Below are 22703 nucleotides of genomic sequence, written 5' to 3' on the forward strand. Positions count from 1 at the left end.
CCCCAGAAAGGAGTACGTTAAAATGCTTCATCGTCACGTTCGACGCGCGTCACCCGTCGTGGTGTCGTCGCCGCGTCAATCGCGAGCGTGATCGCTGCTGCCCAGTGGAGCATCATCCCGACGATCGGGATGAACCCGAGGATGGATGCCGTGATCCCGACAGCCGCGCCGTACGAGAATCGGTTCAGTCGGCTGAACGAGAGAATCAACACGATGACGTGGTAGACGAACATGAATCCGAGGGGCGAATAGCCCATCCCGATGATAAAGAGACCACCGAGAATCGGGATCCCGAGAAATGCTTCAAACGCCGCGCCGAGCCATTTCAGATTTTTCACCATATGGTTCACCTCATAATTCGATCATGTAGAACTCGTAGCCACCGTTCTCTGCAAAGCCGGCGCGCTTATAGATTTCGAGCGCCGCCTTGTTTTCTGTCTCGACATCGAGCTCGACTTTCGTCCGGCCCATGCGGAACAGTTGTTGCACCATCTGCTTCAACATCTTTGTGCCGTAGCCTTTGCCTTGTTCTCCTGCTTTGACACCAAACGCGTGGATGCTTGCCGCATCGTCACCGACGAGAAGGGCACGGATGACGCCGACCGGCTTACCGTCGACTTCGCCGATATACGTCACGCGGTCCGGTGTATCGATTTGCTGATAGATGTTTTCCGTCACATCGACCGGGTCACCGAACGCCTCGCTGAGCGTCGCGATGATGAGCGGACGGTCGTCTGCCGTCGCCTCACGGAGCGATACCTCGTCCGGTTTTAAGAACAGCTCCGCCTTCTTCAAAACGAGATTGTATTCCGAGAACTGGTACGCCGCCTGAAGGTGCTCGAGTACTGCCTTCCCAGATGCCGAGTTCCGGTCGATGACGAACGTGAACGCCTCACAGCCGTTCAGTTTCGCATCCTGTTTCGCCGTCTCGAGCAGTGCCGTGAAGACACCTTGCTTCCGGTATTCCGGATGGACGAGCGCGTTCACCTCATACTCGTTCGGGAGATACGGGAAGAGCATGAGATACCCGACGAGCGTTTCCCCGTCATATACCGCATAGTCGTTCTGTCCGACCGACTCATGACCGACTTTGACGTCGATCTTGTCGTTCTCATTGACCGCCTGTTCTAACATTTTCACATCATCTGCTTGTTTGACTTCTTCTACTGTCCAATTCATGTACATCACCTCATTTGTATTGTAGCACAAAGGAAAAAGCCCGCCGTAGCGAGCCCACTTACGAGATTATAACGTCCGGAACTCCAACTCAGGGAGCGTCTCGATCAATTCAGCAATCTCATCCGTATGCGCCTCGGCACCCGGGACCGCTTCTGTCGGTTCCACCCAGAAGAACGTCTTGTCGTTCGTGCCGAGGTAGTTGCCGTATCCGACCTCTGTCGCAAACGCTTCTTCCGTCAACTCCCGGTCGATCAAGTCCAAGTGGAACAAGAGTTGGTCGTCCCCGTCCTCGACGTTATAGTACAAATCGAACGTGCTATAGCTCTTCGTGTTCCCGATGTCGACGACGTCCTGTGCCTTCTCGATATAGACGTCACCGCGCTCGATCGCCGCAACGATTTTTGACGGCAAGATGATCTCGTACCCAAGCTCTCGGTCACGGATCGTCTGTGTCGTATCCTCTGTCCGTCCCCGGGACGAGACGACACCGACCGTTGCCACCAATGCACCTGTCACACCGAGCGCGAGCGCCCATTTCATCGATTTGTTCACAAGAACCACTCCCTAGTTGTTGATGTCTTCACTTGATTATCCCACAAGTTGATGACTTTTCATCAAATATTCTGAAAAAATGTTTCCCCTTACATTGACGACCGTCCGCCAATCCCATACGATGGTAATAACGTACTAGAGAAAAGAGGAACTGACATGTCTAACGAAACTACTTTGACGCGCGCTCAGCTCGACGCGCTTCTAAAAAACGTCTTCGCCCTTCAAATCCCGGTCATCGAGAAATTCATGACGGATTTGTTTAAACAATACGTCTCGACGGCTTCTACGTTCAAACAAGATATGGACACGATGAAAGCGACAGACTGGCACAAGCACTTCTTCGGTCAAAAGGTCATGCCGCACCTCTTCATCGAAAACCTCGGCTTCGGCGCATCGTTCCGCCACCAAGGTCAAGAGAAGGTCGTCAGCATCCCGGAGAACATGACGGTCGTCAAACCGGACTCGGACGCACAGATCAAAGAGATTTTAGAGAACCTCGACAAGACGCTCGCGTCGATGGACGGGATCAAAAACAAAGGACTTGTCAAAAAGTTCTATAAAGAAACGCTAGAACTCATCTGCCAGCTCGGTAGCCGTACTGGTATGATGGATGACTTCTACGACAAAGTCAAAGGCAGTTTGACAACAAGTTCATGACAATACCTCGCTCCTTCGAGCGAGGTATTTTTTATGCCTCTTTTTGCAATGCGGTCGGAAGCTCGATGAACTGGCTGCGGCTATGGAAGACGACTCCGACCATGACGAGTGTAATCCCCACCAAGGCGATCGGGGACGGCATGACCGCATGGAGGAAGAGGAGTTCGCCGATGAGGGCGAACAAAACCTCGAGCGCCTGCGTCGCCTCGACGGACGCCAGTTTTCCCATATCGTGCTTGACGAGGTCCGTCGCCTTGAAAAATAGGACGGTCGCGACAATCCCTGACAACAACGCGACGAGAAACGTCTGCCCGAGCTGGCTCGATGAGGGGCGACCCGTCGTCAAGCCGTACCCGAATAGTAAGAACCAGACCGGGAGCGAGCCGAGGCACATTCCAAGAATGCGTTCGAACACGTCGAGGTCCGTATGTTGCATCATCTTCCGATTCCCGAGCGGATACGCGAAAGCCGCGATGACGACCGGAACGATGCCGAGCCAGAGGAAACGAGGCTCAAACGATTCGAAGAACTCGACTTGCATCAAGACGACCCCGATCAAAATCAGGCTCGAGAATCGTAGTCCACGCCACGGGATCTGTTCGCGTGACCCGTCCGGCCGCTTGAAGAGTGGTGACAAGAGCGCACCGGCGACGATCGTCACTTGCCATGTGCCCGCGATGAGCCATGGGGGCGCGACCTCGGCCGCGAGACAGATGGGAACGTAAAACAACCCAAACCCGACCGTCCCCCAGACGAACCACGGACGTGGATTTTCCGTCAGCGCCGTGACGACCCGCTTGAGCCCGCCCCGTAAGGCGACGACAATCATCAACAGCGGGATCATCCATAAAAAGCGAAGTGAGGCACTGTAGGCGAAGCTGCCTCCCCCGACTTGCATCACTTCATTCAACACGAACGTGCTCGCAAAAAATAAGGCCGCGAAGACCCCGAGTATGAGTGGGCGCATACGTTCCCTCCTTTCCGAATCCTGTCTTGTTCTCGGTATCCACCTCTTTCTCCTGCAAAAAAGACGGACGACACGTAGTCATCCGCCTGTTGATTCGATGATTCCGTCACGTCCGCAGTTCGAGCGCGGCGATTTGCTCCATCCGCTCGAGGATGGGCTTCGCCTGATCGATATACGCCCTCACTTCAGCAAGCGACAACGACGCCGCATGCGCATCCTCACTCCGCCACACTTCATAGACGAACACCGTGTCCGCCTCGTCGAGCGATACGTGGACCCGATACGATTCACAGTCCGACGTCGCCTCCATCTCCCGTGCCGCTTCCGATAAAATCGCCACGAGTCGGTCCCGTTGTCCCGCTTTCGTGACGAGCTTCCCGATCAGTGCATACATGCTCCATCCTCCCCTTTCCCTTGCATCGACTCATTCCACTTCCCATGTCCGTTTTCCTGCATGGACGCTTCGCACATGCGGAATGTTTTCGCGGCGCACGTTTCCCGGTCAAACAAAAAACGGACAGCTCGTGGCCATCCGTTAGTGAATATCGCGTTTTTGGAAATTCCCGCCCTTGACCTCCGTCACTTCATACACGACGACGAACGCTTTCGGGTCGACATCATCGATGATGTCTTTGATCTTTCGTTCTTCGAGCCGGTTGATGACGCACGTAATTTCGTAATAGCTCTCTTTTGAATACGCACCTTGAATCTGATTCAAGGTGGCGCTCCGTCCGAGACGATCCCGAATCGTCTCGACCATTTCATGCGGTTCACTCGTGATGATCTTGAACGTCTTCGCCCCGCTCAATCCCTCTTCGACAATATGTATCACTTTGGATGCGATGAAGTAGGCGATCGCGGACAAGACGGCCCCTTGAAGCCCGAACACCGTCGAGACGACGATAAAGACGAACGTATTCAAAAATAGAATCAAGTCACTCGTCCCGAACGGCAATTTACGGGACAAAAGGACGGCCAGCATATCAATCCCGTCGAGCGCCCCCCCGTTACGAAGGGATATCCCCATCCCGAACCCGAGGATGATTCCGCCGACCACGGTGATAAGGAGCGCGTCGCCCTCGATGATGGTCGGTACACGGTGCATGATCACCGTACCGACGGACAACGATGCGATCCCCGTGACCGAAAGGATGGCGAAGCTCTTTCCAATCTGTTTATAGCCAAGGTAGATGAACGGGATATTGAGGATCCCGATGAAGATTCCGAGCGGCAACCCCGTCAGCTGCGACCCGACGATACTGATGCCGGTGACGCCCCCGTCCGACACGTTATTCGGGATGAGGACGGACTCCAACCCGTACGCCGCGATGAGTCCGCCGATGATGTTCATGAAGATTTGAAATCCCATCAACCAGGCTTTATTCTCTCGTTTCATGTTTCATTGACCTCCTTCTCAGTTTCAACAACTTTTTTAGCCTATCACAAAACAATATCGAAATAATTTACAAGGAATCATCAATCTATTCTGAATATTCATGTCAGATTCTCTGTCTCAAATGATTTTGCCTCGACTCGTTTTGGTATACTGAAGAAAATGGAAAGGGGGCACCACGTATGCAGCGTACACCCATGCCTTCCCCGACACCGGAGGAAGTGCAGCGCTTAAGGCGCGAACATAATCCGATCAAGGCGTCCGAACTGTTTGCGAAAGCCGTCCTCTTGCTACTCGGTTCCCTCGTCTTCGCGGTCGGGCTGGAAGCGTTCCTCGTTCCGAACCAGATCATCGACGGCGGGATCGTCGGGGTCTCAATCATCGTGTCGTATTTGACGGAGACGAAACTCGCCATCTGGCTCGTCCTCTTCAACTTGCCGTTCATCTACTTCGGCTATCGACAAATCGGGAAGACGTTCGCCGTCGTCACGTTGACGGCCATCCTCCTCATGTCGGCGTTCACGATCGTTCTGCATGACATCAAACCGTTCACAGATGACCTCTTGTTGTCGACCGTCTTCGGCGGCTTCTTGCTCGGGGCCGGCATCGGGCTCGTCATCCGCGCCGGTGGATCGCTCGACGGGACCGAAATTCTCGCCGTCGCCTTCACGAACCGATTACCGTTCTCCGTCGGGGAAATCGTCATGTTCTTCAACATCTTCATCCTTGGGACGGCCGGCTTCGTCTTCAGCTGGGACCGGGCGATGTACTCGCTCCTCACGTACTTCATCGCCTTCAAGACGATTGACGTTGTCTTAGAAGGAATTGACCAGTCGAAGGCGGCGTGGATCATCACGACCGCACCGGAAGAGATCGGCCAAGCCATCATGGACCGGCTCGGTCGGGGCGTGACGTATCTCCACGGGGAAGGTGCCTACACCGGGGACGGGAAGAAAGTCGTCTTCACGGTCATCAGCCGACTTGAGGAGACGAAACTAAAAGACATCCTCGACGACTATGACGAGAAAGCGTTCCTCGCCATCGGAAATATTCACGACGTCCGGGGCGGACAGTTCAAGAAGAAAAACATTCACTAAACGTGAAATCCCCTATAACCGCTGGACACACATCGCCAACGGTTATAGGGGATTTTTTAGGCGAAACGGACCTGGTCCCGTCCATTCCGTTTCGCATCATATAAAGCCTCGTCCGCCCGTTCGAACACGACCATGCTCGGTTCGTGCTCGGCGACCGCGGCACCGATCGAGACGGTCATCGGGATGACCTCTCCCTGACATTCGAACGTCGTGTGGCGCACGGTCTCGACTAACGATTCGGCCATTTCTTTCGCCCTTTCATTACCTTCAATCACGAGCAAGAACTCCTCCCCGCCGTAACGACCGACGAACCCGCCTGACGGACAGTGCCGCTCGAGGGTCTGACCGATATGACGGAGTGCGGCATCTCCTGCTAGATGACCATATGTATCGTTCAACTGCTTGAAGTGATCGACATCGATGACGAGTAACGTCCACGGTTTCCCAGACATCTCCAGTTCATTCATCTGTTCAAGCGTCCGGTAACGGTTCGGTAGTCCTGTCAATTCATCGACGGTCGCCCGATGCGTATGCAGAAGGAACATCCATAAATGCGTCTCAAGCTTTTTCGCCCCCCAGTAACAGAGCCACGCCCCGAGCGACAGCATGAGGAAGTACGGGATAAAGACATTCACGAACACCATCGCATCCACACTACCGGTCACGCGAATCAAAACGAGGAGCGCACCGAACCCAACATAGACGGCATATCCTCGCGACCGATGCATCGGCACACTCGAGAGGAGGAGCGAAAATATGTATAAGACGACAAACATAAGGATCGAATCGACGAACGGGGCACTCATCCCATGCAAGGTCATGCGCCCGATAAAGATGAGCGCGAGCGTGACGACGGCACCAAACGGTCCGGCGTACGTCGCCGATAAGGCGATTGGGATGAGACGGAGGTCAATCCTCGCATCGCCAAGCTCGATGGCGTTTAAGGTCAACAAGATCGCCGTCAATCCATTCGACACCCCGAACCAAAAACGGACGAACAATGGGGAGGACGGTTGAATCGGTAAGACCGTCCGCATCACGTATAACGTGAGCGACATGAGTAAAAAGATGATACTGATATTAATAAAAAACTGGTTGATGACCATTCCCATCGATTCCCCTCCTTCCCTTTCCGTTTCCATCCTATCCCAACTAGGTGAAAAATGTCACCCTTACATTCTATATTTACAAAAAAAGTCGAAAGCTCACGCTTCCGACTGCTTTTTGATCATCTGTTTCATCAAGTTGGCACTATCTCGTGCCGACTCGTTCTCTTCTTGCATCTGAATGTACACTTCATGACGATGGATATCGATATGGCGCGGGGCATCGATGCCGAGCTTCACCTGGTCGCCCTCGATGGCGAGAACAGTGAGCGTCACGTCGTCCCCGATGTGGATTGCCTCGCCTTGTTTCCGTTTCAATACGAGCATCAGCGCACCTCCGCTTTCGTGCCGCCGAGCGGATAACGGGCCGGGTAGGCGTCATCTAAGATGACTTGCTTCCCGCGTCGTTCTTTCGTCTCGATGACGATCGGTGCCTTCAAGTTGAGCGTCGACGCATCGAACGGCTCACGGAGCGTGACGATCGAGTAGACGGAGACATGTTCTGCTTCCGCAATCCCGAGCTGGTCTTTCGCCCCGTCCGACAATTCAAACGAATAGTCCGACTTATGCCAGAACGGATTCGTCACGACGAACGCGCACGCCTTCTCTTCAATTGACTGGAGCGACCAGAACGGCAACTCTTCCCCGTATGGAATCAAGACGAACGTCTTCGAGTCCGGGAATCCTGGGATCTCACTGACGAATGTGATCGTCTCCGCTTCATTTATTTCAATCTTGCCAAAGTAGTCTGTTTCAATGAACATGGATTGTCCTCACTTTCAACGCGTTTCATCATACATCCCACCGACCGGCCATATGTCGAGTGACGCCTGTTGACGGAGGGAAATGTCCGTCGTCCATGGCGTGAACGAGATGTCAGCCGGTGTGAGCGATACATCAATCTGGGGCGGTGTGATATTCCATTCGATTTTCACATCCGCGGGCGTATACGTCAACTTGACACGGTCAATCGATTTCGGCATATAACCCATCTCGACGATCGGATACGGGTCGTTCACTTTCTCTGCAGCGATTGAAGGGATCGGGTTCCCGTTCTCGATGCGCATGAGACGGTCCCCTTCACGGGCAATGTTCGCCATCGCCTCGCGAGCCCCTTGTTCCCCCATCTGTCCGAACGATCTTCCGAGTTCGAGCGCGCCTTTCAGGTTACTCTCACTCCGAGCAACTGAGGAGTCGATGTCAAGTTTCCCTTGAGTCGTCTGTTGCGTCATCTCGGCCTTGCCTTGCTTCATCGACATGTCCGCCCGACCTTGACGCATCTCGAGCACTGGTCGGTTCGACGTCATCTGGATGGCGGCAAAGGTTTGCCGCATTTCAAGTCTCGCGAGATTCATGACCGATTACCGGAGGAAGTCAAGGAGGGTCGGTTGAATGATTCGAGCCCCTGCCGAGAGCGCCGCACGGTGGACCGTCTCATGCGACTTCAACTCCATGATGACTTTCTCGACGTCGATATCTTCGTTGTCGGACATGATTGTCTTGGCGATGATCTCGTGGTCTTGTAGACGGTTGTCGACGAGCTCCAAACGGTTCGCCCGGGCCCCGAGCTCTGACCGCTCCGTGATCAAGTTCTGACCGATCGTATCGAGCGTCTCGAGCTGGGCCGACAAATCAGCACCACCCGTGTTCTCATCGGCGAGCAAGCCGCTCAATTGTTTCAACCCTTCGAAGAGTTCTCTTCCGAAGACGGTCTCTGGCTGCATATTCACTTGCATCGTGATTCCTTTTGAGACTTCGAACTCGATTTTTCCAGTCGCGGTCGGTGCGCCAGCAACATCTGTGTAAATCGAATTCACGTCTGGCGTCGCACTCGGGTCAGCCAAATATGCTTTCAGCTTATCCATATCAATCAACGGTTCGTCCGTTTTCGTCCCGTTGTAAATATATTTCTCGCCCGCCTTCGAGTTGGCGAGTGAGCCGATATGTTCGATTAACTGGTCGACCTCACTCTTGATGATTGCGCGTTGCGACGACTCGTACGTATCGTTCGCAGCTTGCGTCGTCAACTCACGGATCCGTTTGACAGCTTCCGTGACCTCGTTCAATGTCGAGTCCGTCATATCCATCCAACTTGTCGCCTCGCTGACGTTGCGACGGAACTGGTCGACTTCACGCACCTCGGTCCGATATCGGATGCCTTGCATCGCGACGACCGGGTCCTCCGATGCCTTTTGGATCCGTTTCCCGCTGATTAGTTGTTCCTGGACGCGGGCGAGCGTGTTATAGCTACTCGATAAGTGTTTCAAGTTCGTCTGTGTGAGCATCGTCTGTGTGACACGCATCAGTCATTACCTCCCAACGACACCCATGCCGTTAATGATTTTGTCGAGCATCTCGTCGACGGCCGTGATGTTACGTGCCGCCGCATTGTATGCATGTTGATATTGGATCATCATCGTCATCTCTTCATCGAGCGAGACCGCACTCACCGACTGGCGGCGCTGGTCCGAGCTACTCAAGAGGGCGAACGTACTCTTCGCGAGGTTCGCGTTCTGGCTCGCCTCGACCGCCATGTTTCCGATGACGTTCTGATAGTACTTCCCGATCGAAGTCGTCGTCGTGGCCGACCCGGCAAAACTTAAGGCCATCTCTTTTAGGCGTGCGAGTTCGAGCGCACCGCTCCCGTCCCCGATATTGCCGTCTTTCGAGGCGGCGATCAAATCGAGGTTACTCATGAACGTCTCGTTCACTTTAATCGTAGACGCCGTGATATCGGCGTTCGTATTCGTTCCTGAGTTCACGAAGAAATCGTTTCGCCCCTCCGTCCCTGACGCATCTTTGTTCGTCATATGTGCATCGTTGAACGCCGTCGCGAACACGCTCGCCATCTCATCTAAGTCTTTGAGCATCTTCGTATACGCCCCGTCCGCCGCTTCAGGACCCGTTTGGCTTCCGTACATCTCAACGAGCGCTCGCAACTTACCGTTCGGCATGTCTTGGAGCGTCATCGTCTCAGGTGTCGTCGCATCTGCCGCACGATACGTCGACTCGGTCATTTCCCCGACGCCGCCGGAGATCCCGTCAACCAATTTGATCGGGTTTGGATTTCCCGGCACGCTGATTTGGATATCAATCCGTCCTTCTGCGACGCGTTGCGAGTTCCCGCGTGTCTCACCGTTCAAGTAATCGACGGGCACACGCTCGAACTCGATATATTGCGAGAGCTCGTCCATGTAACGGTCACGCTCGTCATACAGCTCGTTCGGTAGGACGCCGAGTGGTTCCGCGTCTCCGATTTGACGGTTCACGTTATTGATTTTCGTCAACAGGTCGTTGATCTTTTTCGACACGACGCCCGCTTCTGCTTTCAAGTCATCTTGCACTTTCGTCAGCGACGAAGACATATAGTTGAACGTCTCGGCGAGCGTCATTGCCCGCTGGCGGACGACGCTTCGTGCACCTGTATCGTCCGGGTTGACCGACAAGTCTTGGAGCGATGCCCAGAACAAGTCGAGCGATTTGGCGAGACCGTTCTCAGACGGTTCGTTGATGATGTCCTCCATCCGACCGAACGCCGCCTCTTTCGTCGCATAGAACGCGTTCTTCACCGATTCGTCCCGATACTGTTGGTCGATCATGAGATCGCGAATCCGAGCGAGTGTCTCCCCACGCACCCCAGTCCCGAATTGTCCGGCTTTCGTGCCACCGAAGTTGACCGAGAGTTGTTCCGTCATCCCGAGGGTGAGACGTTGGCGTGAATAGCCAGGGTTTGAGGCGTTCGCCACGTTGTTCCCCGTCGCCTGGAGCGCCCACTGGTGTGTCGTCAGACTGCGACGCGCCGTCTCTAATCCCATAAATGTTGAACCCATTCTGTACTTCCTCCTTAAACGTCACGGCTGAACGAGCGTGTTTCAAACGCCTGTTGTCCGTATGTGAAATCATCTGCTTCTGGCAAGAGCATGTCCAAGTGCCAGGTAATATAACGAAGGGACTGTTCGAGAAGTGACGCGTTCAATTCGTTCTGACGCTTCAACTCGAACAAGACCGGTCTCAGTTCCTCTATCTCTTCATCGTCCAATTCATACGTCCCTTGAAGTCGTTCTGCTTCTTTTTGTGAGATTTGTCGGACGAGTTTCGCCTCTTCTTTGACGAGCGCGCTAAAAGCGGCCATGTCATTTTGAACGAGCAGCTGTTCTTTCGTATAGGCCAATTCGAGTAAACGTTTATGTAATGTGAGCATGAGTCTCTCCTTTTCTCAAAAAAAGAGCCGACTAAAGAAAGGGGTGCCCCTTATTTAGTCAGCTTCCGTGCCGTGTTATTCAGTGCGAAGGCCTCAAACGGACCTCGCTTCCATTCATCCTTGTAGAAAGCGTTTGGCGATTTCACGCGCGTCCCGTGAATACGTGCCCGCATCAATCTCTGCTTTCAAAGCGTCGATTTTTGCGAGACGGTCCGGATGTTTCACCGGTTCTTCAAACCGGGCGCGGGCTTCCGCCGAGATTGACAATTGGTCCGTTTGGCGTGATGGCGCGGGCTTCGGCTCGACTTGCGTTTTCTTTTCATAAGTGTTCGGTAAGTGTACCCACTTGGCTGAATCGATGCGCATGCGTCTTCCCCCTCTTCATGATGTTAATCCAAACGATAAGCGCGAGCAGATGACGATTTCGTCAAGCTCTCTTGTAGACTAGACAGTTCCTTCTGCATATCTCTCTGGCAGTTCGAACACACTTTCCCTTCGTTCGTCGGTTGACCGCAACGTACACAGCCGACCAAGAGTTCCGGGTTGTCCTTGATGATCAGGCGTCCTTCATGGATATATCGCGTGATATCAAGTTCTGACACACCTGTCGCTTCGACGAGGGTGCCGATGTTCGTTGATTTGTTTTCTGGTTCACGAATGAAGTCACGGACTTTCAAAAAGTTTTGGAAGTCGACTTCACTACATGATGGGCAATAAGGCGAGCGGCCTTGTTTCATAAACAAGCGTCCGCACATTTGGCAAGATGCTGCATCCATTGGTTTCACCTCTGCTCTTTATATCGGACGCGTTTTTGATTTGTTTAGCGCCCGAAATAAGCAAATCGCAGAAACTTCTGTGGCACCCGCCTGCCGTAACGAAAATGCTGCCTGATGGAGCGTCGTCCCCGTCGTATAGACGTCGTCTACAAGAATGATTTTCCTACATTTCACTGAAGTTGGTACAGTGAAAGGATTCGTTCGGTGTCGTCTTTCTTCTTTCCCGAGTTCGCGTTGACTTGAAACCTCGCTCTTTTCAATCAGTTGCCGGGTCGGACCGATTTTTTGCGCGAGCAGTGTAGCTTGATTGAAGCGACGTAATCGGAGTCGGTCATCACTGAGCGGGACGGGTACATACGTCACGCCCGGTTCTCTTAGCGTACGAAGCACTGGTGCGACCGACGCGGCGATGGCGACGTCTCCACTGAACTTGAAGCGATGTAGCCATTCTACACCCGCCTCGTCATACGCGTATAGACAATGAACAGTCAAATCCAACCCGAGTGCGAGCCAGCGGATACAGTCCGGGCACGTCTCACCAGTCTCGTTCGGTTGACCACAACGCGGACAGCCTGCATGGAGCGGTGTCAGTCGGTCCTCACACGATGGGCACACCCAGTCACGTTTCCATAACGTGGCTGGTGTCCACGGGACGGTCATCGGTTGATGACAAAGGAGACAGTTCATCGTCTGTTCGCCTTCTGGATCGCCCGAATGGCAAGGTCCTGTCGAAACGTCCGCTCCCCGTAAAAGAAACAGACCTCTCCTGTCGGCGCATCCGGTTTTCGCCCGGCCCGTCCCGCCATTTGGATGAGCCCACGTGTCGAGAAGAGCCGATGCTCACTCTCAAGCACCCCGACCTGCACGTCCCGAACCGTCATCCCCCGCTCCCAGATTGATGTCGCGAGGACGATCCCGTTCGTCTCTTGGAGCCAGTGAAGCGCATCGGTCCGCTCCTCGGTCTCGGCAGACACAATCCGACACGTAAATCCTGCGTCTTCTAACGTCTTTTGATACCGCTCCAGATCAGGCTTCGTCGGTACGAACAAGAGACGTGGTTTCGATGCATGACGTCGACAGAAGTCGAAGAGTCGCTCATCGGTCTGTTTGACGAGTGTCGGCACGGGTAAATCGAAACCGTGATAACGTCGAGACAGATGGACCGTCGAAACCATCTGTTGCCATACGGTCGGGGTCGCCGTGATGAAGACAAACACCCCTTTCCCGACACGAAGGATGGTGCGCCATAACGTGACGTCAAAGGCGAACGGGAAAGCATCGGACTCATCGACGAACACATAGTCGAACACATGACGTAGATTGAGTAGTAACGGCGCGGTCGCGACGGTGATCATCCCGATGGAATCTTTTTCCCCGCCTCCGTATCGTCTCGTGACGGGTACGGTGAATGCCTGTTCGAGTCGTTCCACCCATTCAAGGGCGACATCTTTCCGTGGGGATACAATCAACACCCGTTTCCCTTCATTGACGACCCGCTCGATCACTGGGAACGTCATCTCGGTCTTCCCGGCCCCACACACCGCGTGTACGAGCCCGGTCTTGCGGTCGTCCCACCAAGCGAGCAACTGATTCGCGACCCGCGTTTGGGCGGGTGCGAGTTCGAACGGCATCGTCAATTCGGTCGTCTCGGGTGGAGTCGTGATGTCCCTTTCTTCTAAAAAGTCACAGCGACAGACGCGTCCGAGATACAGACAGTTCCGGCAGTAGGCACACGAGCCGTGATGACAGGTAAAGGTCCGGACGTTCGTGCTGAGGCAGCGTTGGCAGATGCCGAAACGGATGGCACGGGTCCCGTTTGATGCGACGATGAGTTCCCCCATATTTCCTTGCTCCTTTTTTCCTTTCACACTAGCAAATTGGAGACGCGACTGCGACTCAGCTTATGAAGGACAACCAATCGGCTAAACACAAATAGGACCCGACGAAAAAGTCGGGTCCCACTTGCTTATTTCTGTTTGTAGAACATGATCGCCTCGTATGGACGAAGGGACAACGTCGTCCCGTCGAGCTCAGGCACGTCGTAGTTGTGGCTGACGACGCTCACCCGCTCGAAATCTTCCGGGATCGTGTACGTCGTTTCGGTTCCATAGAAGTTGGCGACGACGAGGAGCTCCTCGCGGTCGGTCTTCCGTGTATATGCCCAAACGTCTAGAGAATCAGGCGTGAGGAGCGTGTAGTCCCCGTCCGTCAAGACGTCAAGTTCTTTTCGTAACGCAATCAAGTTCTTGTAGTGGTAGAACACCGAGTTCGGGTCATCGAGCGCCGCTTCGACGTTCACGTCTTGATAGTTCGGTGCGACATTGATCCACGGTGTGCCATCCGTGAAACCGGCATGCGTCGTCGCATCCCACTGCATCGGCGTCCGCGAGTTGTCGCGTGACTTTTGTTTGATGGCCGCCATCATGTCTTCATGCGACACACCCTCTTCGCGTTTCAACTTATAGTTGTTGAGCGTCTCGATGTCTCGATACTCATTCAAGTCGTCAAAACCAGGATTCGTCATCCCGATCTCTTCCCCTTGATAGATATAAGGTGTCCCTTGGAGCCCGTGGAGCACGGTCGCGAGCATCTTCGCGCTCTCGACGCGATGGTTCGTGTCGTTCCCGAAACGGCTGACGACACGCGGTTGGTCGTGGTTGCACCAGAAGATGGCGTTCCATCCCTTTCCGTGCATCCCTTGTTGCCACGTCGACATGATGTCTTTCAATTGGATGAAGTCAAACGGTGCCGCGACGAATTTCTCGCCGTTCGGATAGTCGACTTTCAAGTGGTGGAAGCTGAACGTCATGCTGAGCTCGTTCTCGTCCGGGTTCGAATAACGCACACAGTGGTCAAGCGTCGTCGACGACATCTCACCGACCGTGATGACGTCATGACCGTCGAACACCTCTCGGTTCATCTCTTTCAAATATTCGTGGATACGTGGACCGTCCGTATAGAATTTCCGGCCGTCCGACTCATCCTCTGGGAAGTCTTGTTCTTTTGAGATCAAGTTGATGACGTCGAGACGGAACCCTTTGATCCCTTTCTCGCGCCAGAAGCGCATCATCTCATAGACGTCTTCACGCATCTGCTCGTTCTCCCAGTTCAAGTCGGCCTGGGTCACGTCGAACAGATGGAGATAGTATTGTCCGCTCTTCTCATCATATTCCCACGCGTTCCCACCGAACTTCGATTCCCAGTTCGTCGGCTCGTCACGCCAGATGTAGTAGTCACGGTATCGTTCGTCTCCCGATAGTGACTTTTGGAACCATTCATGGTCGGTCGACGAGTGGTTGACGACGATGTCCATCATAAGGCCGATGCCCCGCGCCTCTGCCTCACGGATCAATTCGTCGAGGTCTTCCATCGTACCGTATGAAGGGTCGATGGCATAGTAATCACTCACGTCATAGCCGTTATCGTGTTGAGGTGACTGATAGACAGGCGTCATCCAAATGTATTCGATGCCGAGTTCTGCCAAGTAATCTAGCTTCGCCGTCACCCCTTTGATCGATCCGGTCGCGTTCCCTTCCGGACTGTAAAAACTTTTCGGGTAAATTTGATAGACGACTGATTTGCGCCAATTTTTCTGTGTCATCAACGACATCTCCTTTTTGTAAGAGTTTTCATTTCAATAAGAAAGAGGGAAGAACTGCCGTCCCTCCCTCCCGAGTCAATGCTTATGCGACTTTGTTTTCTTCGATTTCACCTTTCTTCATGTAGCGCTTCGACAAGATGAACGTGAGCGCGAACGGCACGATGATTGCGATGACCATGCCGACGATGAAGAGAAGGATTTTGTCTGTGAAGATGGAGAGGAATCCTGGGAGTCCTCCGACACCGATGGCGATTGCTTGCACATCATTCAATGTGATGAAGATGGCTGCGATCGCTGACCCAATCATCGCTGAGTAGAACGGGAATTTATTTGGTAAGTTGACCCCGAACATGGCCGGCTCTGTGATTCCGAAGTAGGCAGAGATGGCTGAAGTCGATGCCATGCTCTTTTGCTTCGCGTTGTGCTTGTAGACGAAGAACATCGCAAGTGCAGCAGAACCTTGGGCAATGTTAGAGAGTGCGATCATCGGCCAGATGAACGTACCGCCTGTATCGGCAATCAACTGAAGGTCGATGGCGATGAACAAGTGGTGCATCCCTGTGACGACGAGTGGTGCATAGAACAATCCGAAGAGGAGTGCCCCGACGACTGGTACCGCTTCAAACGTGTTGACGAGTCCTGTCGCAATCAAGTTCCCGATTCCGCGTGTGACCGGTCCAACGATTGCGAGTGCGAGGAATCCAGTGACGACGATTGTCGTGATCGGAACGACCAAGAGTTGAATCGCGTTCGGTACACGTTTTTTCAAGAACATCTCAATTTGGCTCAAAATATAAGCCGCGGCGAGGACCGGCAAGATTTGACCTTGGTATCCGACTTTCTCGATCTCGAACAGTCCGAGGATATCGAATGTCGGTACTTCGCCTTCAAGTGCTGCCGTCCCGTAGCCCCATGCGTTCAAGAGGTCCGGGTGGACAAGCAAGAGACCCATGACGATCCCGAGTACTTCGCTTCCGCCGAAACGTTTCGTCGCCGACCATCCGACGAGTGCCGGTAAGAAGACGAATGACGTGTTCGCCATCATGTTGATCAGGTCCCAAAGTCCTTGTAGGTTCGGATAAGCCTCGATGAGCGTCTGCCCTTCGATGAAGAGGCCTTCTGAAGCAAGTAAGTTGTTGATCCCCATGAGGAGACCGGCCACGATGATGGCTGGAATGATTGGCATAAAGACGTCAGAGAAGACTTTGACGAGTTTTTGAAGCGGATTCATTTTTTTGCCGCCTGCGGATTTGACCTCGGCGACCGTTGCCGCCTCGAGTCCCGCGAGTTTGATGAACTCGGCATAGACGCGATCGACATCGCCGGCTCCGATAACGATTTGATACACGCCAGAGTTCTCGAACGCCCCCTTGACGAGATCGACTTCTTTCACACGTGCCTCATCGACTTTTGACTGGTCTTTGAGCGAGAGACGGAGACGCGTCACACAGTGTGCGGCTTTGTCCACGTTGTCTTTGCCGCCGATCGCTTCTAAAATATCCGCGGCAATTTGACGATAATCTGCCTTCATGTTTAATGTCCTCCTTTGTTTGAAAACGATTAATGAAAACGGTTACTTATGAGTACAAACAAAGTATAACTTATCTATATAAGTTACGTCAACAACTTATATATACAAGTTATCAAGAAACATTCTAGTGATTATTCATGTAAAAAATCCCCTTATCCATTCTCCGTCAAACAAAAAAACCTCTTCCAGTTCGAAAGAGGTCTAGCGCCGAGCAACATCACTGAACTGAAATTTATCCAAGCGGTGACGTGACTCCGTATATTCAAATTGCTGCCCTTCATATAAGAACGTATCGTTCGTGATGACGATGACGTACTCATAGTCGTGCAAATCGAGACGCATCCGGTCGAGCTCAGTCACGTCTTCCGCCGCGATTTTCCGTTTGGCGTAGCTGATTTGCAGACCGAGTTCACCTTCGATATATCCATAGATGGAACGAGCGGCAATCTCTTCTGTTAATCCAGGGACGAGGTCTTTGACGAAATAGTTGATGTCTAAGATGACGTTTTCCCCGTCAAAGTTCCGGACCCGCTCGATGCGAAACACATGTGTCCCCGCCTTCAAGTTCATCCGTTCGACGAGCCAAGGTGGGGCCTCCATCTCTTCGAACGCCGCAACGTGCGTCTGAATGGAACGACCGAGCATGCTGGCGTACACTTCCGAGAAACTGACGATGCCGTTGAATTGAAACTCGATCTGGTCACGTTTCAACACGAAGACGCCTTTCCCGTGATGCTTCCGGACATAACCGTTCTCTTGCAACAGATCGAGCGCCTTGCGGACCGTTCCCCGGCTTGCCTCGAACTGATGCATCAATTCCGTCTCAGACGGAAGTTTCGAATCTGCAGGTCTCGTGCCGTTGCGCATCTCTTCTGCCAAGCGCTCAAATATTTGGCGATATTTCGCCATCGCATTCCCTCCTCCATTGAAAAAGACGACCGGAAACGGTCGTCTTTTGGTTTACCATTCGCGACGATACCAAGTGATGCCGATTGCACCAGGTCCGAGATGCGTTCCGATGACCGGACCGAAATGGCTTCCCGAGATGTGTGCTTTCGGGAATTTCTGTTTCATCGAAGCGATTTCTTCCGCCTGACGCTCCGGGCAGTTAGCGTGAATGATTCCGATACAGTATCCCTCACCGTCTCCGGCAATCGACTCGTCCATCATTTCTTCGATTCGACGCACAGCCTTCTTATACGTACGAATCTTCTCAAACGGGACGATCAATTTGTCTTGGAAGTGTAGGACCGGCTTGATTTGTAAGAACGAGCCGACGAGCGCTTGCGCGGCGCTCAATCGTCCACCACGTTGTAGATGGTCGAGGTCATCGACGACGAAGTAGGCGCGAATCGAATCACGGACCGTCTCGAGTCGGGCGATAATCTCTTCCGGTGTCGCTCCTTTGTCACGGAGGTTTAACGCCTCTTCCACAAGAAATGCTTGCGGCATACAAGAAATCTCTGAGTCAAACGCATGAACGGTCACATCGACCATATCATTTATCGCGACCATCGATTGGTACGTTCCGCTGATGCCACTTGATAGCGTGATGGCGATCACATCCGTCACATCGTCTGGCAAGTTTTCAATCAACTCGACCGTCTCACCGATGACCGGCTGCGACGTCGTCGGTAGTTTGCCTGCCTCGATTCGCTCATAAAACGCCTCTGTCGACATATCGATTGACTCGCGGTACGACGCGCCATCGAAGATGACACTGAGTGGTGCGACATGGACGTCATGTCGTGCCAAAAAATCATCCGACAGATAGGCGGTACTGTCGGTTAAAATCGCAATGTTTCCCATACTATATCCTCACTTTACGTCGTTTCATTTTTCCAATTATGTTAGGATTCCATTCCATATTGTAACACAAAAACGAGGTAAAGCATCGGTGACGCTCAAATCTCGACCCAACCTCGGCGAATCGCATCAACGACCGCTTGCGTCCGGTCATTCACATCCATTTTACGGAGGACAGAGGACACATGGTTTTTAACCGTTTTCTCACTGATGAACAACATGTCACTGATATCTCGGTTCGACCGACCGTCCGCGAGAAGGTGCAACACCTCTACCTCGCGACGTGACAACAATTGGTACACTGGATCATCTGTGCGACTCTCGACGCCACGACCCGCTTGCTCCCCTTTGAATTGTAAGAGACGACGGTATTCTTTCAAGACGTTCGTCGTTACTTTCGGATGAAGGTAAGCCCCGTCCCGAGCGACGGCGCGGACCGCCGAAATCAATTCGGTCGACGCCACTTCTTTTAATAGAAAACCAGACGCACCCGCTTCGAGCGCATGCGTGATATACGATTCGTCATCATGGATCGAGAGAATGAGGACGCGTGTCTCCGGTGAAAGGAGAGACAGTTGTTTCGTCGCCTCGATGCCGTTCATGTCCGGCATGTTGATGTCTAAGATCATGATTTCCGGTTTTTGTTCGCCAGCGATGCGAATCGCCTCGCGACCCGTACGCCCTTCTGCGACGACCGTAAATTCATCTTCTAAATCAAAAATCCGCTTCAATCCTTCGCGGAACAGTTCGTGATCATCCACGATTGCAATGCGTGTCTGTGTCATTTCCATGTATGTCTTCCCCCTTGTTCTCTCACGGAATCGGAATCGACATCCGGACGACCGTCCCCTTGCCGACTTCCGAGTCAATGGTGATACTTCCGCTCACCAACTCAATTCGTTCACGCATCCCGACAATCCCAAATGATTCTTCGCCAATCGTACTCGGCTCGAAACCGATGCCATAGTCGCGGATGTGAAGGTGAATCACATCGCTCGCCTGTTCGACATTGACGATAATCTCTGACGTCTTGGCATGCTTGATCGCATTTTGTACCGCTTCTTGTACGAGACGGAACACGTTGATTTCTAACTTCTCTGGTAGACGGGCGCGTGATCCCCGATAGTTGAGGCGTGTCTTGATAGCCGTATACTCCTCCGTTTGGTGGAGATAGCGCTCAAGCGTCGGTAAAAAGCCTAAATCGTCAAGTGACATCGGGCGTAAGTCGTAAATCAAGCGACGCACGTCAACGAGTGCTCCACGAATCAACTTTTTCAATTCATGTAATTCGGCAAACGCCTCGTCTTTCCCTCGTTTATCAAACGTCTTTTCAATCAAATCGGCACGTATCAAAATATGGGCAAGCGATTGCGCCGGTCCGTCGTGCATCTCGCGGGCCAGATGGCGCCGTTCGCGCTCGGCCGCTTCGAATACACCGATGGCCATCTCCTGCTTTTTCATCATGTCTGAATATTCTTGTTGCAGGTCGTCTCGTAAGAAGTTCAAGACGACGCTGACACGACCGATCAATTTTTCGGCCCGTTCAATCGTATCCTCTAAAATAAGAAGACGCCGCTCTAAATCATTTCGCCGTTGCTGTGCCGCCATCTCTTCTTTTTGAACGAGAAAACGTTCCAATTGCATCTGATTCGCCCGTTCGTAGGCTTCACGAATTTCTTGCTCACTATGTATATGAAACTTTTTACTGACTTGAACGAGCTTGGCTTTTGCGGCTTTCACGAGTCGGTCGAGTCGATCGGACTCCTCGATGTAGAACTCGATTTTATCCGTCAATTCTTTTAACTCGTTTTGAATTGCTGAATATTCAGTTGCTGAACTTTCGGTTATACGGACAATCTCCTCTTTACTTTCCGTCACCGTTTCAATCATATTTGTTATGATATGTTCTAAAGCTGTCCGATCGGTAATATGATTCACGATGCCATCCCCTAATAGTTCGGTAGTTAATCCTCATCTATCCTTATATATCGTCCACTCTAAAACAGGTTTACAGTGAACATGAGAGATTTTCTATAATTGCATTCGCTAAGTGAAGCGTATGTGCCTACTTGAATTCTAAAAAAAATATTCAAAAATAGAAAGGAGAATTTTCAGAAATGTCTATTGAGTCAAATTATACTATAAAACAAAGTGGAACATACGAAGTCGTTATACAAAAATCAAAATTTATCGCTCACTTCAAACGTGTCGAAACCGAGGAAGAGGCGCAGACGTTCATCCAAGCCATCAAAAAAGAGCATTGGAACGCGAACCACAACTGTTCCGCCTATATCATCGGGAAACGAAATGAACATCAAAAAGCGAACGATGACGGAGAACCGAGCGGCACCGCGGGCATGCCGATGCTCGAGGTATTACGGAAGCGTCATCTCAAAGACACCGTCGTCGTCGTGACACGTTACTTTGGGGGAATCAAGTTAGGGGGCGGCGGGCTCATCCGGGCATATGGTGGAACCGTCAGCGAGGGACTCGACGCGATCGGGATTGTCGAACGTTTGCAAATGCAGCAATTGACGCTTACCGTCGACTACACCTGGATCGGCAAAGTCGAGAACGAATTGAGACAGTCCACCTACTTGCTCGACGACATCTCTTACGCCGACCTCGTCACGTTCCACGTGTCGGTACCCGTCGAAGAAACTGATACGGCACTCGCTTGGTTGACAGACATGACGAACGGTCAAGGTACACTACAAACTCACGATATCCGCATCATCGAACGTGATTTCAAACGCTGAAACGCCTATACTAAAAGAAACAACTGAAATGAGGAATCCATATGGAAACACCCCCACGCAAGAAAAAGTCACCTTGGAAAATCGTCCTCATCGTGCTGGGTGTCGTCTTGCTGATCGGCGGTTCCGCTTTCGGGTATTTTGTCTTCAAAGCGAACGATACCGCCGAAAATGCAAACAAAGAGTTGGAGCGTGGCGACAAGTCAGAACGTCGTGACGAAACCATCGACTTGACGAAAGATCACTTCTCCGTCCTATTAGCAGGTGTCGATGGCGGCGCCTCACTCGAAGAAGGTCGAAGTGACTCGTTGATGGTGGCGACGTTCAACAAGGAATCGCGTCAAGTGACACTCGTCAGCATTCCGCGCGACTCGTATGTCGACATTATCCTCGATGAAGGCGACCCGTTCAAAGACAAGATTAACCATGCTTATTCGTACGGAGGCATCGATGCAACGATCGCGACCGTCGAGAATTTGCTCGATATTCCAATCGACTACTATGCGACCATTAACTTTGACGGAATCGAAGACCTCGTCGATGCGGTCGGAGGTGTCGAAATCGACGTCCTCATCCCAATCTCCGGAAAAGCGACCGGGAACGTCGAGTTAGAGCCTGGCGTGCAAGTGTTGAACGGGAAAGAAGCGCTCGCGTACGCCCGTATGCGAAAAGAAGACCCAGCTGGTGACATCGGTCGGGCCGGTCGACAGCAACAAGTGATCGAGGCCATCATCAACGAGGCGACCACGATCAACTCGTTCACCAAGTTGAACCGGATCATGAATGCGGTCGGCGAGAATATTCGAACGAACATGTCCTTGTCAGAAGCCTCACAGCTTCAACCGTATGCGAAATCCCTCAAGTCATTCAATCGTGAAACACTTGAAGGAACCGATTTGACGTTGAACGGTGTCTATTATTACGAACTTGACCCCGCTGACCTCCGCGACGCGCAAGCCCTTCTCCAAACAGAGCTTGGAATGCCCGTCACGGCAGACGAACCGTCAACGGATGAGACAGATGACTCGATGACCGAGACGACGATTTACTAACGAAAACGGCCGATATCGCTTGGCGATAT

The 22703-nt window shown here is 52.5% G+C and carries 27 protein-coding genes; 4 read left to right on the forward strand and 23 right to left on the reverse strand.

The window, feature by feature from the left end:
• Positions 1 to 17: 17 nt before the first annotated feature.
• The 3 genes from KNO75_RS07180 to KNO75_RS07190 form a co-directional block, all read right to left on the reverse strand.
• Positions 18 to 341 carry a hypothetical protein gene (locus KNO75_RS07180; protein WP_214760022.1) on the reverse strand — a complete coding sequence of 108 codons (324 nt, stop codon included), beginning with the start codon at positions 339 to 341 and terminating at the stop codon, positions 18 to 20.
• 10 nt (positions 342 to 351) lie between these two features.
• Positions 352 to 1179 (reverse strand): GNAT family N-acetyltransferase, encoded by an 828-nt coding sequence (locus KNO75_RS07185; protein WP_214820654.1) that lies wholly within the window; start codon positions 1177 to 1179, stop codon positions 352 to 354.
• A gap of 66 nt (positions 1180 to 1245) precedes the next feature.
• On the reverse strand, positions 1246 to 1731 hold the full coding sequence (locus tag KNO75_RS07190) for a hypothetical protein (RefSeq protein WP_214820656.1): 486 nt from the start codon (positions 1729 to 1731) through the stop codon (positions 1246 to 1248).
• 156 nt (positions 1732 to 1887) lie between these two features.
• On the opposite strand from KNO75_RS07190, the gene KNO75_RS07195 reads away from it, so the two are divergent.
• Entirely contained in the window at positions 1888 to 2388 is a 501-nt protein-coding gene (locus KNO75_RS07195) for a hypothetical protein (RefSeq protein WP_074033734.1), read from the forward strand.
• A gap of 31 nt (positions 2389 to 2419) precedes the next feature.
• Here KNO75_RS07195 and KNO75_RS07200 read toward each other — a convergent pair whose 3' ends face one another.
• The 3 genes from KNO75_RS07200 to KNO75_RS07210 form a co-directional block, all read right to left on the reverse strand.
• The gene (locus KNO75_RS07200; RefSeq protein WP_214820658.1) at positions 2420 to 3355 is read right to left on the reverse strand and encodes a DMT family transporter; all 936 of its coding nucleotides are present in this window, start codon (positions 3353 to 3355) and stop codon (positions 2420 to 2422) included.
• 106 nt (positions 3356 to 3461) lie between these two features.
• Positions 3462 to 3749: a putative quinol monooxygenase gene (locus KNO75_RS07205; protein ID WP_214820660.1), complete on the reverse strand. Its 288-nt coding sequence runs from the start codon at positions 3747 to 3749 to the stop codon at positions 3462 to 3464.
• Positions 3750 to 3890: 141 nt separating this feature from the next.
• Complete coding sequence (locus tag KNO75_RS07210; protein WP_214820662.1) at positions 3891 to 4751, reverse strand: YitT family protein; 861 nt, start codon at positions 4749 to 4751, stop codon at positions 3891 to 3893.
• A gap of 179 nt (positions 4752 to 4930) precedes the next feature.
• Between KNO75_RS07210 and KNO75_RS07215 the strand changes: the two genes are divergently transcribed.
• Positions 4931 to 5845: a YitT family protein gene (locus KNO75_RS07215; protein ID WP_214820664.1), complete on the forward strand. Its 915-nt coding sequence runs from the start codon at positions 4931 to 4933 to the stop codon at positions 5843 to 5845.
• A gap of 56 nt (positions 5846 to 5901) precedes the next feature.
• On the opposite strand, the gene KNO75_RS07220 is transcribed toward KNO75_RS07215, so the two are convergent.
• From KNO75_RS07220 to KNO75_RS15135, 17 genes are all read right to left on the reverse strand, one after another.
• On the reverse strand, positions 5902 to 6957 hold the full coding sequence (locus tag KNO75_RS07220) for a GGDEF domain-containing protein (RefSeq protein WP_214820673.1): 1056 nt from the start codon (positions 6955 to 6957) through the stop codon (positions 5902 to 5904).
• A gap of 93 nt (positions 6958 to 7050) precedes the next feature.
• Entirely contained in the window at positions 7051 to 7278 is a 228-nt protein-coding gene (gene csrA / locus KNO75_RS07225) for a carbon storage regulator CsrA (RefSeq protein WP_074033743.1), read from the reverse strand.
• Positions 7278 to 7715, reverse strand: coding sequence for a flagellar assembly protein FliW (fliW, locus tag KNO75_RS07230; protein ID WP_214820675.1), 438 nt, complete (start codon positions 7713 to 7715; stop codon positions 7278 to 7280). Before fliW ends, csrA begins: the two co-directional genes overlap by 1 nt.
• 15 nt (positions 7716 to 7730) lie before the next feature.
• On the reverse strand, positions 7731 to 8285 hold the full coding sequence (locus tag KNO75_RS07235; protein ID WP_251126066.1) for a DUF6470 family protein: 555 nt from the start codon (positions 8283 to 8285) through the stop codon (positions 7731 to 7733).
• 27 nt (positions 8286 to 8312) lie between these two features.
• Positions 8313 to 9254 carry a flagellar hook-associated protein FlgL gene (gene flgL / locus KNO75_RS07240; RefSeq protein ID WP_214820679.1) on the reverse strand — a complete coding sequence of 314 codons (942 nt, stop codon included), beginning with the start codon at positions 9252 to 9254 and terminating at the stop codon, positions 8313 to 8315.
• Between the two features lie 6 nt (positions 9255 to 9260).
• Complete coding sequence (gene flgK / locus KNO75_RS07245; RefSeq protein ID WP_214820681.1) at positions 9261 to 10781, reverse strand: flagellar hook-associated protein FlgK; 1521 nt, start codon at positions 10779 to 10781, stop codon at positions 9261 to 9263.
• Positions 10782 to 10795: 14 nt separating this feature from the next.
• Positions 10796 to 11152, reverse strand: a complete 357-nt coding sequence (gene flgN, locus KNO75_RS07250) for a flagellar export chaperone FlgN (RefSeq protein ID WP_074033757.1) — start codon at positions 11150 to 11152, stop codon at positions 10796 to 10798.
• 114 nt (positions 11153 to 11266) lie between these two features.
• Complete coding sequence (locus tag KNO75_RS07255) at positions 11267 to 11518, reverse strand: flagellar biosynthesis anti-sigma factor FlgM (RefSeq protein WP_074033759.1); 252 nt, start codon at positions 11516 to 11518, stop codon at positions 11267 to 11269.
• A 23-nt stretch (positions 11519 to 11541) separates the two neighbouring features.
• A complete protein-coding gene (locus tag KNO75_RS07260; protein ID WP_214793744.1) occupies positions 11542 to 11928 on the reverse strand; it encodes a flagellar protein in 387 nt (128 codons plus the stop codon).
• Positions 11929 to 11946: 18 nt separating this feature from the next.
• A complete protein-coding gene (locus tag KNO75_RS07265) occupies positions 11947 to 12615 on the reverse strand; it encodes a ComF family protein (RefSeq protein WP_214820683.1) in 669 nt (222 codons plus the stop codon).
• A complete protein-coding gene (locus tag KNO75_RS07270) occupies positions 12612 to 13769 on the reverse strand; it encodes a DEAD/DEAH box helicase family protein (RefSeq protein ID WP_214820685.1) in 1158 nt (385 codons plus the stop codon). Before KNO75_RS07270 ends, KNO75_RS07265 begins: the two co-directional genes overlap by 4 nt.
• Before the next feature lie 125 nt (positions 13770 to 13894).
• Complete coding sequence (gene treC, locus KNO75_RS07275; RefSeq protein WP_214817316.1) at positions 13895 to 15529, reverse strand: alpha,alpha-phosphotrehalase; 1635 nt, start codon at positions 15527 to 15529, stop codon at positions 13895 to 13897.
• An 82-nt stretch (positions 15530 to 15611) separates the two neighbouring features.
• The gene (gene treP / locus KNO75_RS07280) at positions 15612 to 17060 is read right to left on the reverse strand and encodes a PTS system trehalose-specific EIIBC component (protein ID WP_214820687.1); all 1449 of its coding nucleotides are present in this window, start codon (positions 17058 to 17060) and stop codon (positions 15612 to 15614) included.
• A 201-nt stretch (positions 17061 to 17261) separates the two neighbouring features.
• Complete coding sequence (gene treR, locus KNO75_RS07285; RefSeq protein ID WP_214786828.1) at positions 17262 to 17969, reverse strand: trehalose operon repressor; 708 nt, start codon at positions 17967 to 17969, stop codon at positions 17262 to 17264.
• A 51-nt stretch (positions 17970 to 18020) separates the two neighbouring features.
• On the reverse strand, positions 18021 to 18869 hold the full coding sequence (locus KNO75_RS07290; RefSeq protein WP_214820689.1) for a DegV family protein: 849 nt from the start codon (positions 18867 to 18869) through the stop codon (positions 18021 to 18023).
• 95 nt (positions 18870 to 18964) lie between these two features.
• Positions 18965 to 19657: a response regulator transcription factor gene (locus tag KNO75_RS07295; protein ID WP_271305325.1), complete on the reverse strand. Its 693-nt coding sequence runs from the start codon at positions 19655 to 19657 to the stop codon at positions 18965 to 18967.
• A 22-nt stretch (positions 19658 to 19679) separates the two neighbouring features.
• Positions 19680 to 20804, reverse strand: coding sequence for a sensor histidine kinase (locus tag KNO75_RS15135; protein WP_214820692.1), 1125 nt, complete (start codon positions 20802 to 20804; stop codon positions 19680 to 19682).
• 179 nt (positions 20805 to 20983) lie between these two features.
• Here KNO75_RS15135 and KNO75_RS07305 point away from each other — a divergent pair, with 179 nt between their 5' ends.
• Positions 20984 to 21625, forward strand: coding sequence for a YigZ family protein (locus KNO75_RS07305; protein WP_214820695.1), 642 nt, complete (start codon positions 20984 to 20986; stop codon positions 21623 to 21625).
• Between the two features lie 41 nt (positions 21626 to 21666).
• Positions 21667 to 22674, forward strand: coding sequence for an LCP family protein (locus tag KNO75_RS07310; RefSeq protein WP_214793717.1), 1008 nt, complete (start codon positions 21667 to 21669; stop codon positions 22672 to 22674).
• The last annotated feature ends 29 nt before the right edge of the window (positions 22675 to 22703 follow it).

This window comes from Exiguobacterium sp. s35, from assembly GCF_018617535.1.
GTDB classification, from domain to species: Bacteria; Bacillota; Bacilli; order Exiguobacteriales; family Exiguobacteriaceae; genus Exiguobacterium; species Exiguobacterium aestuarii.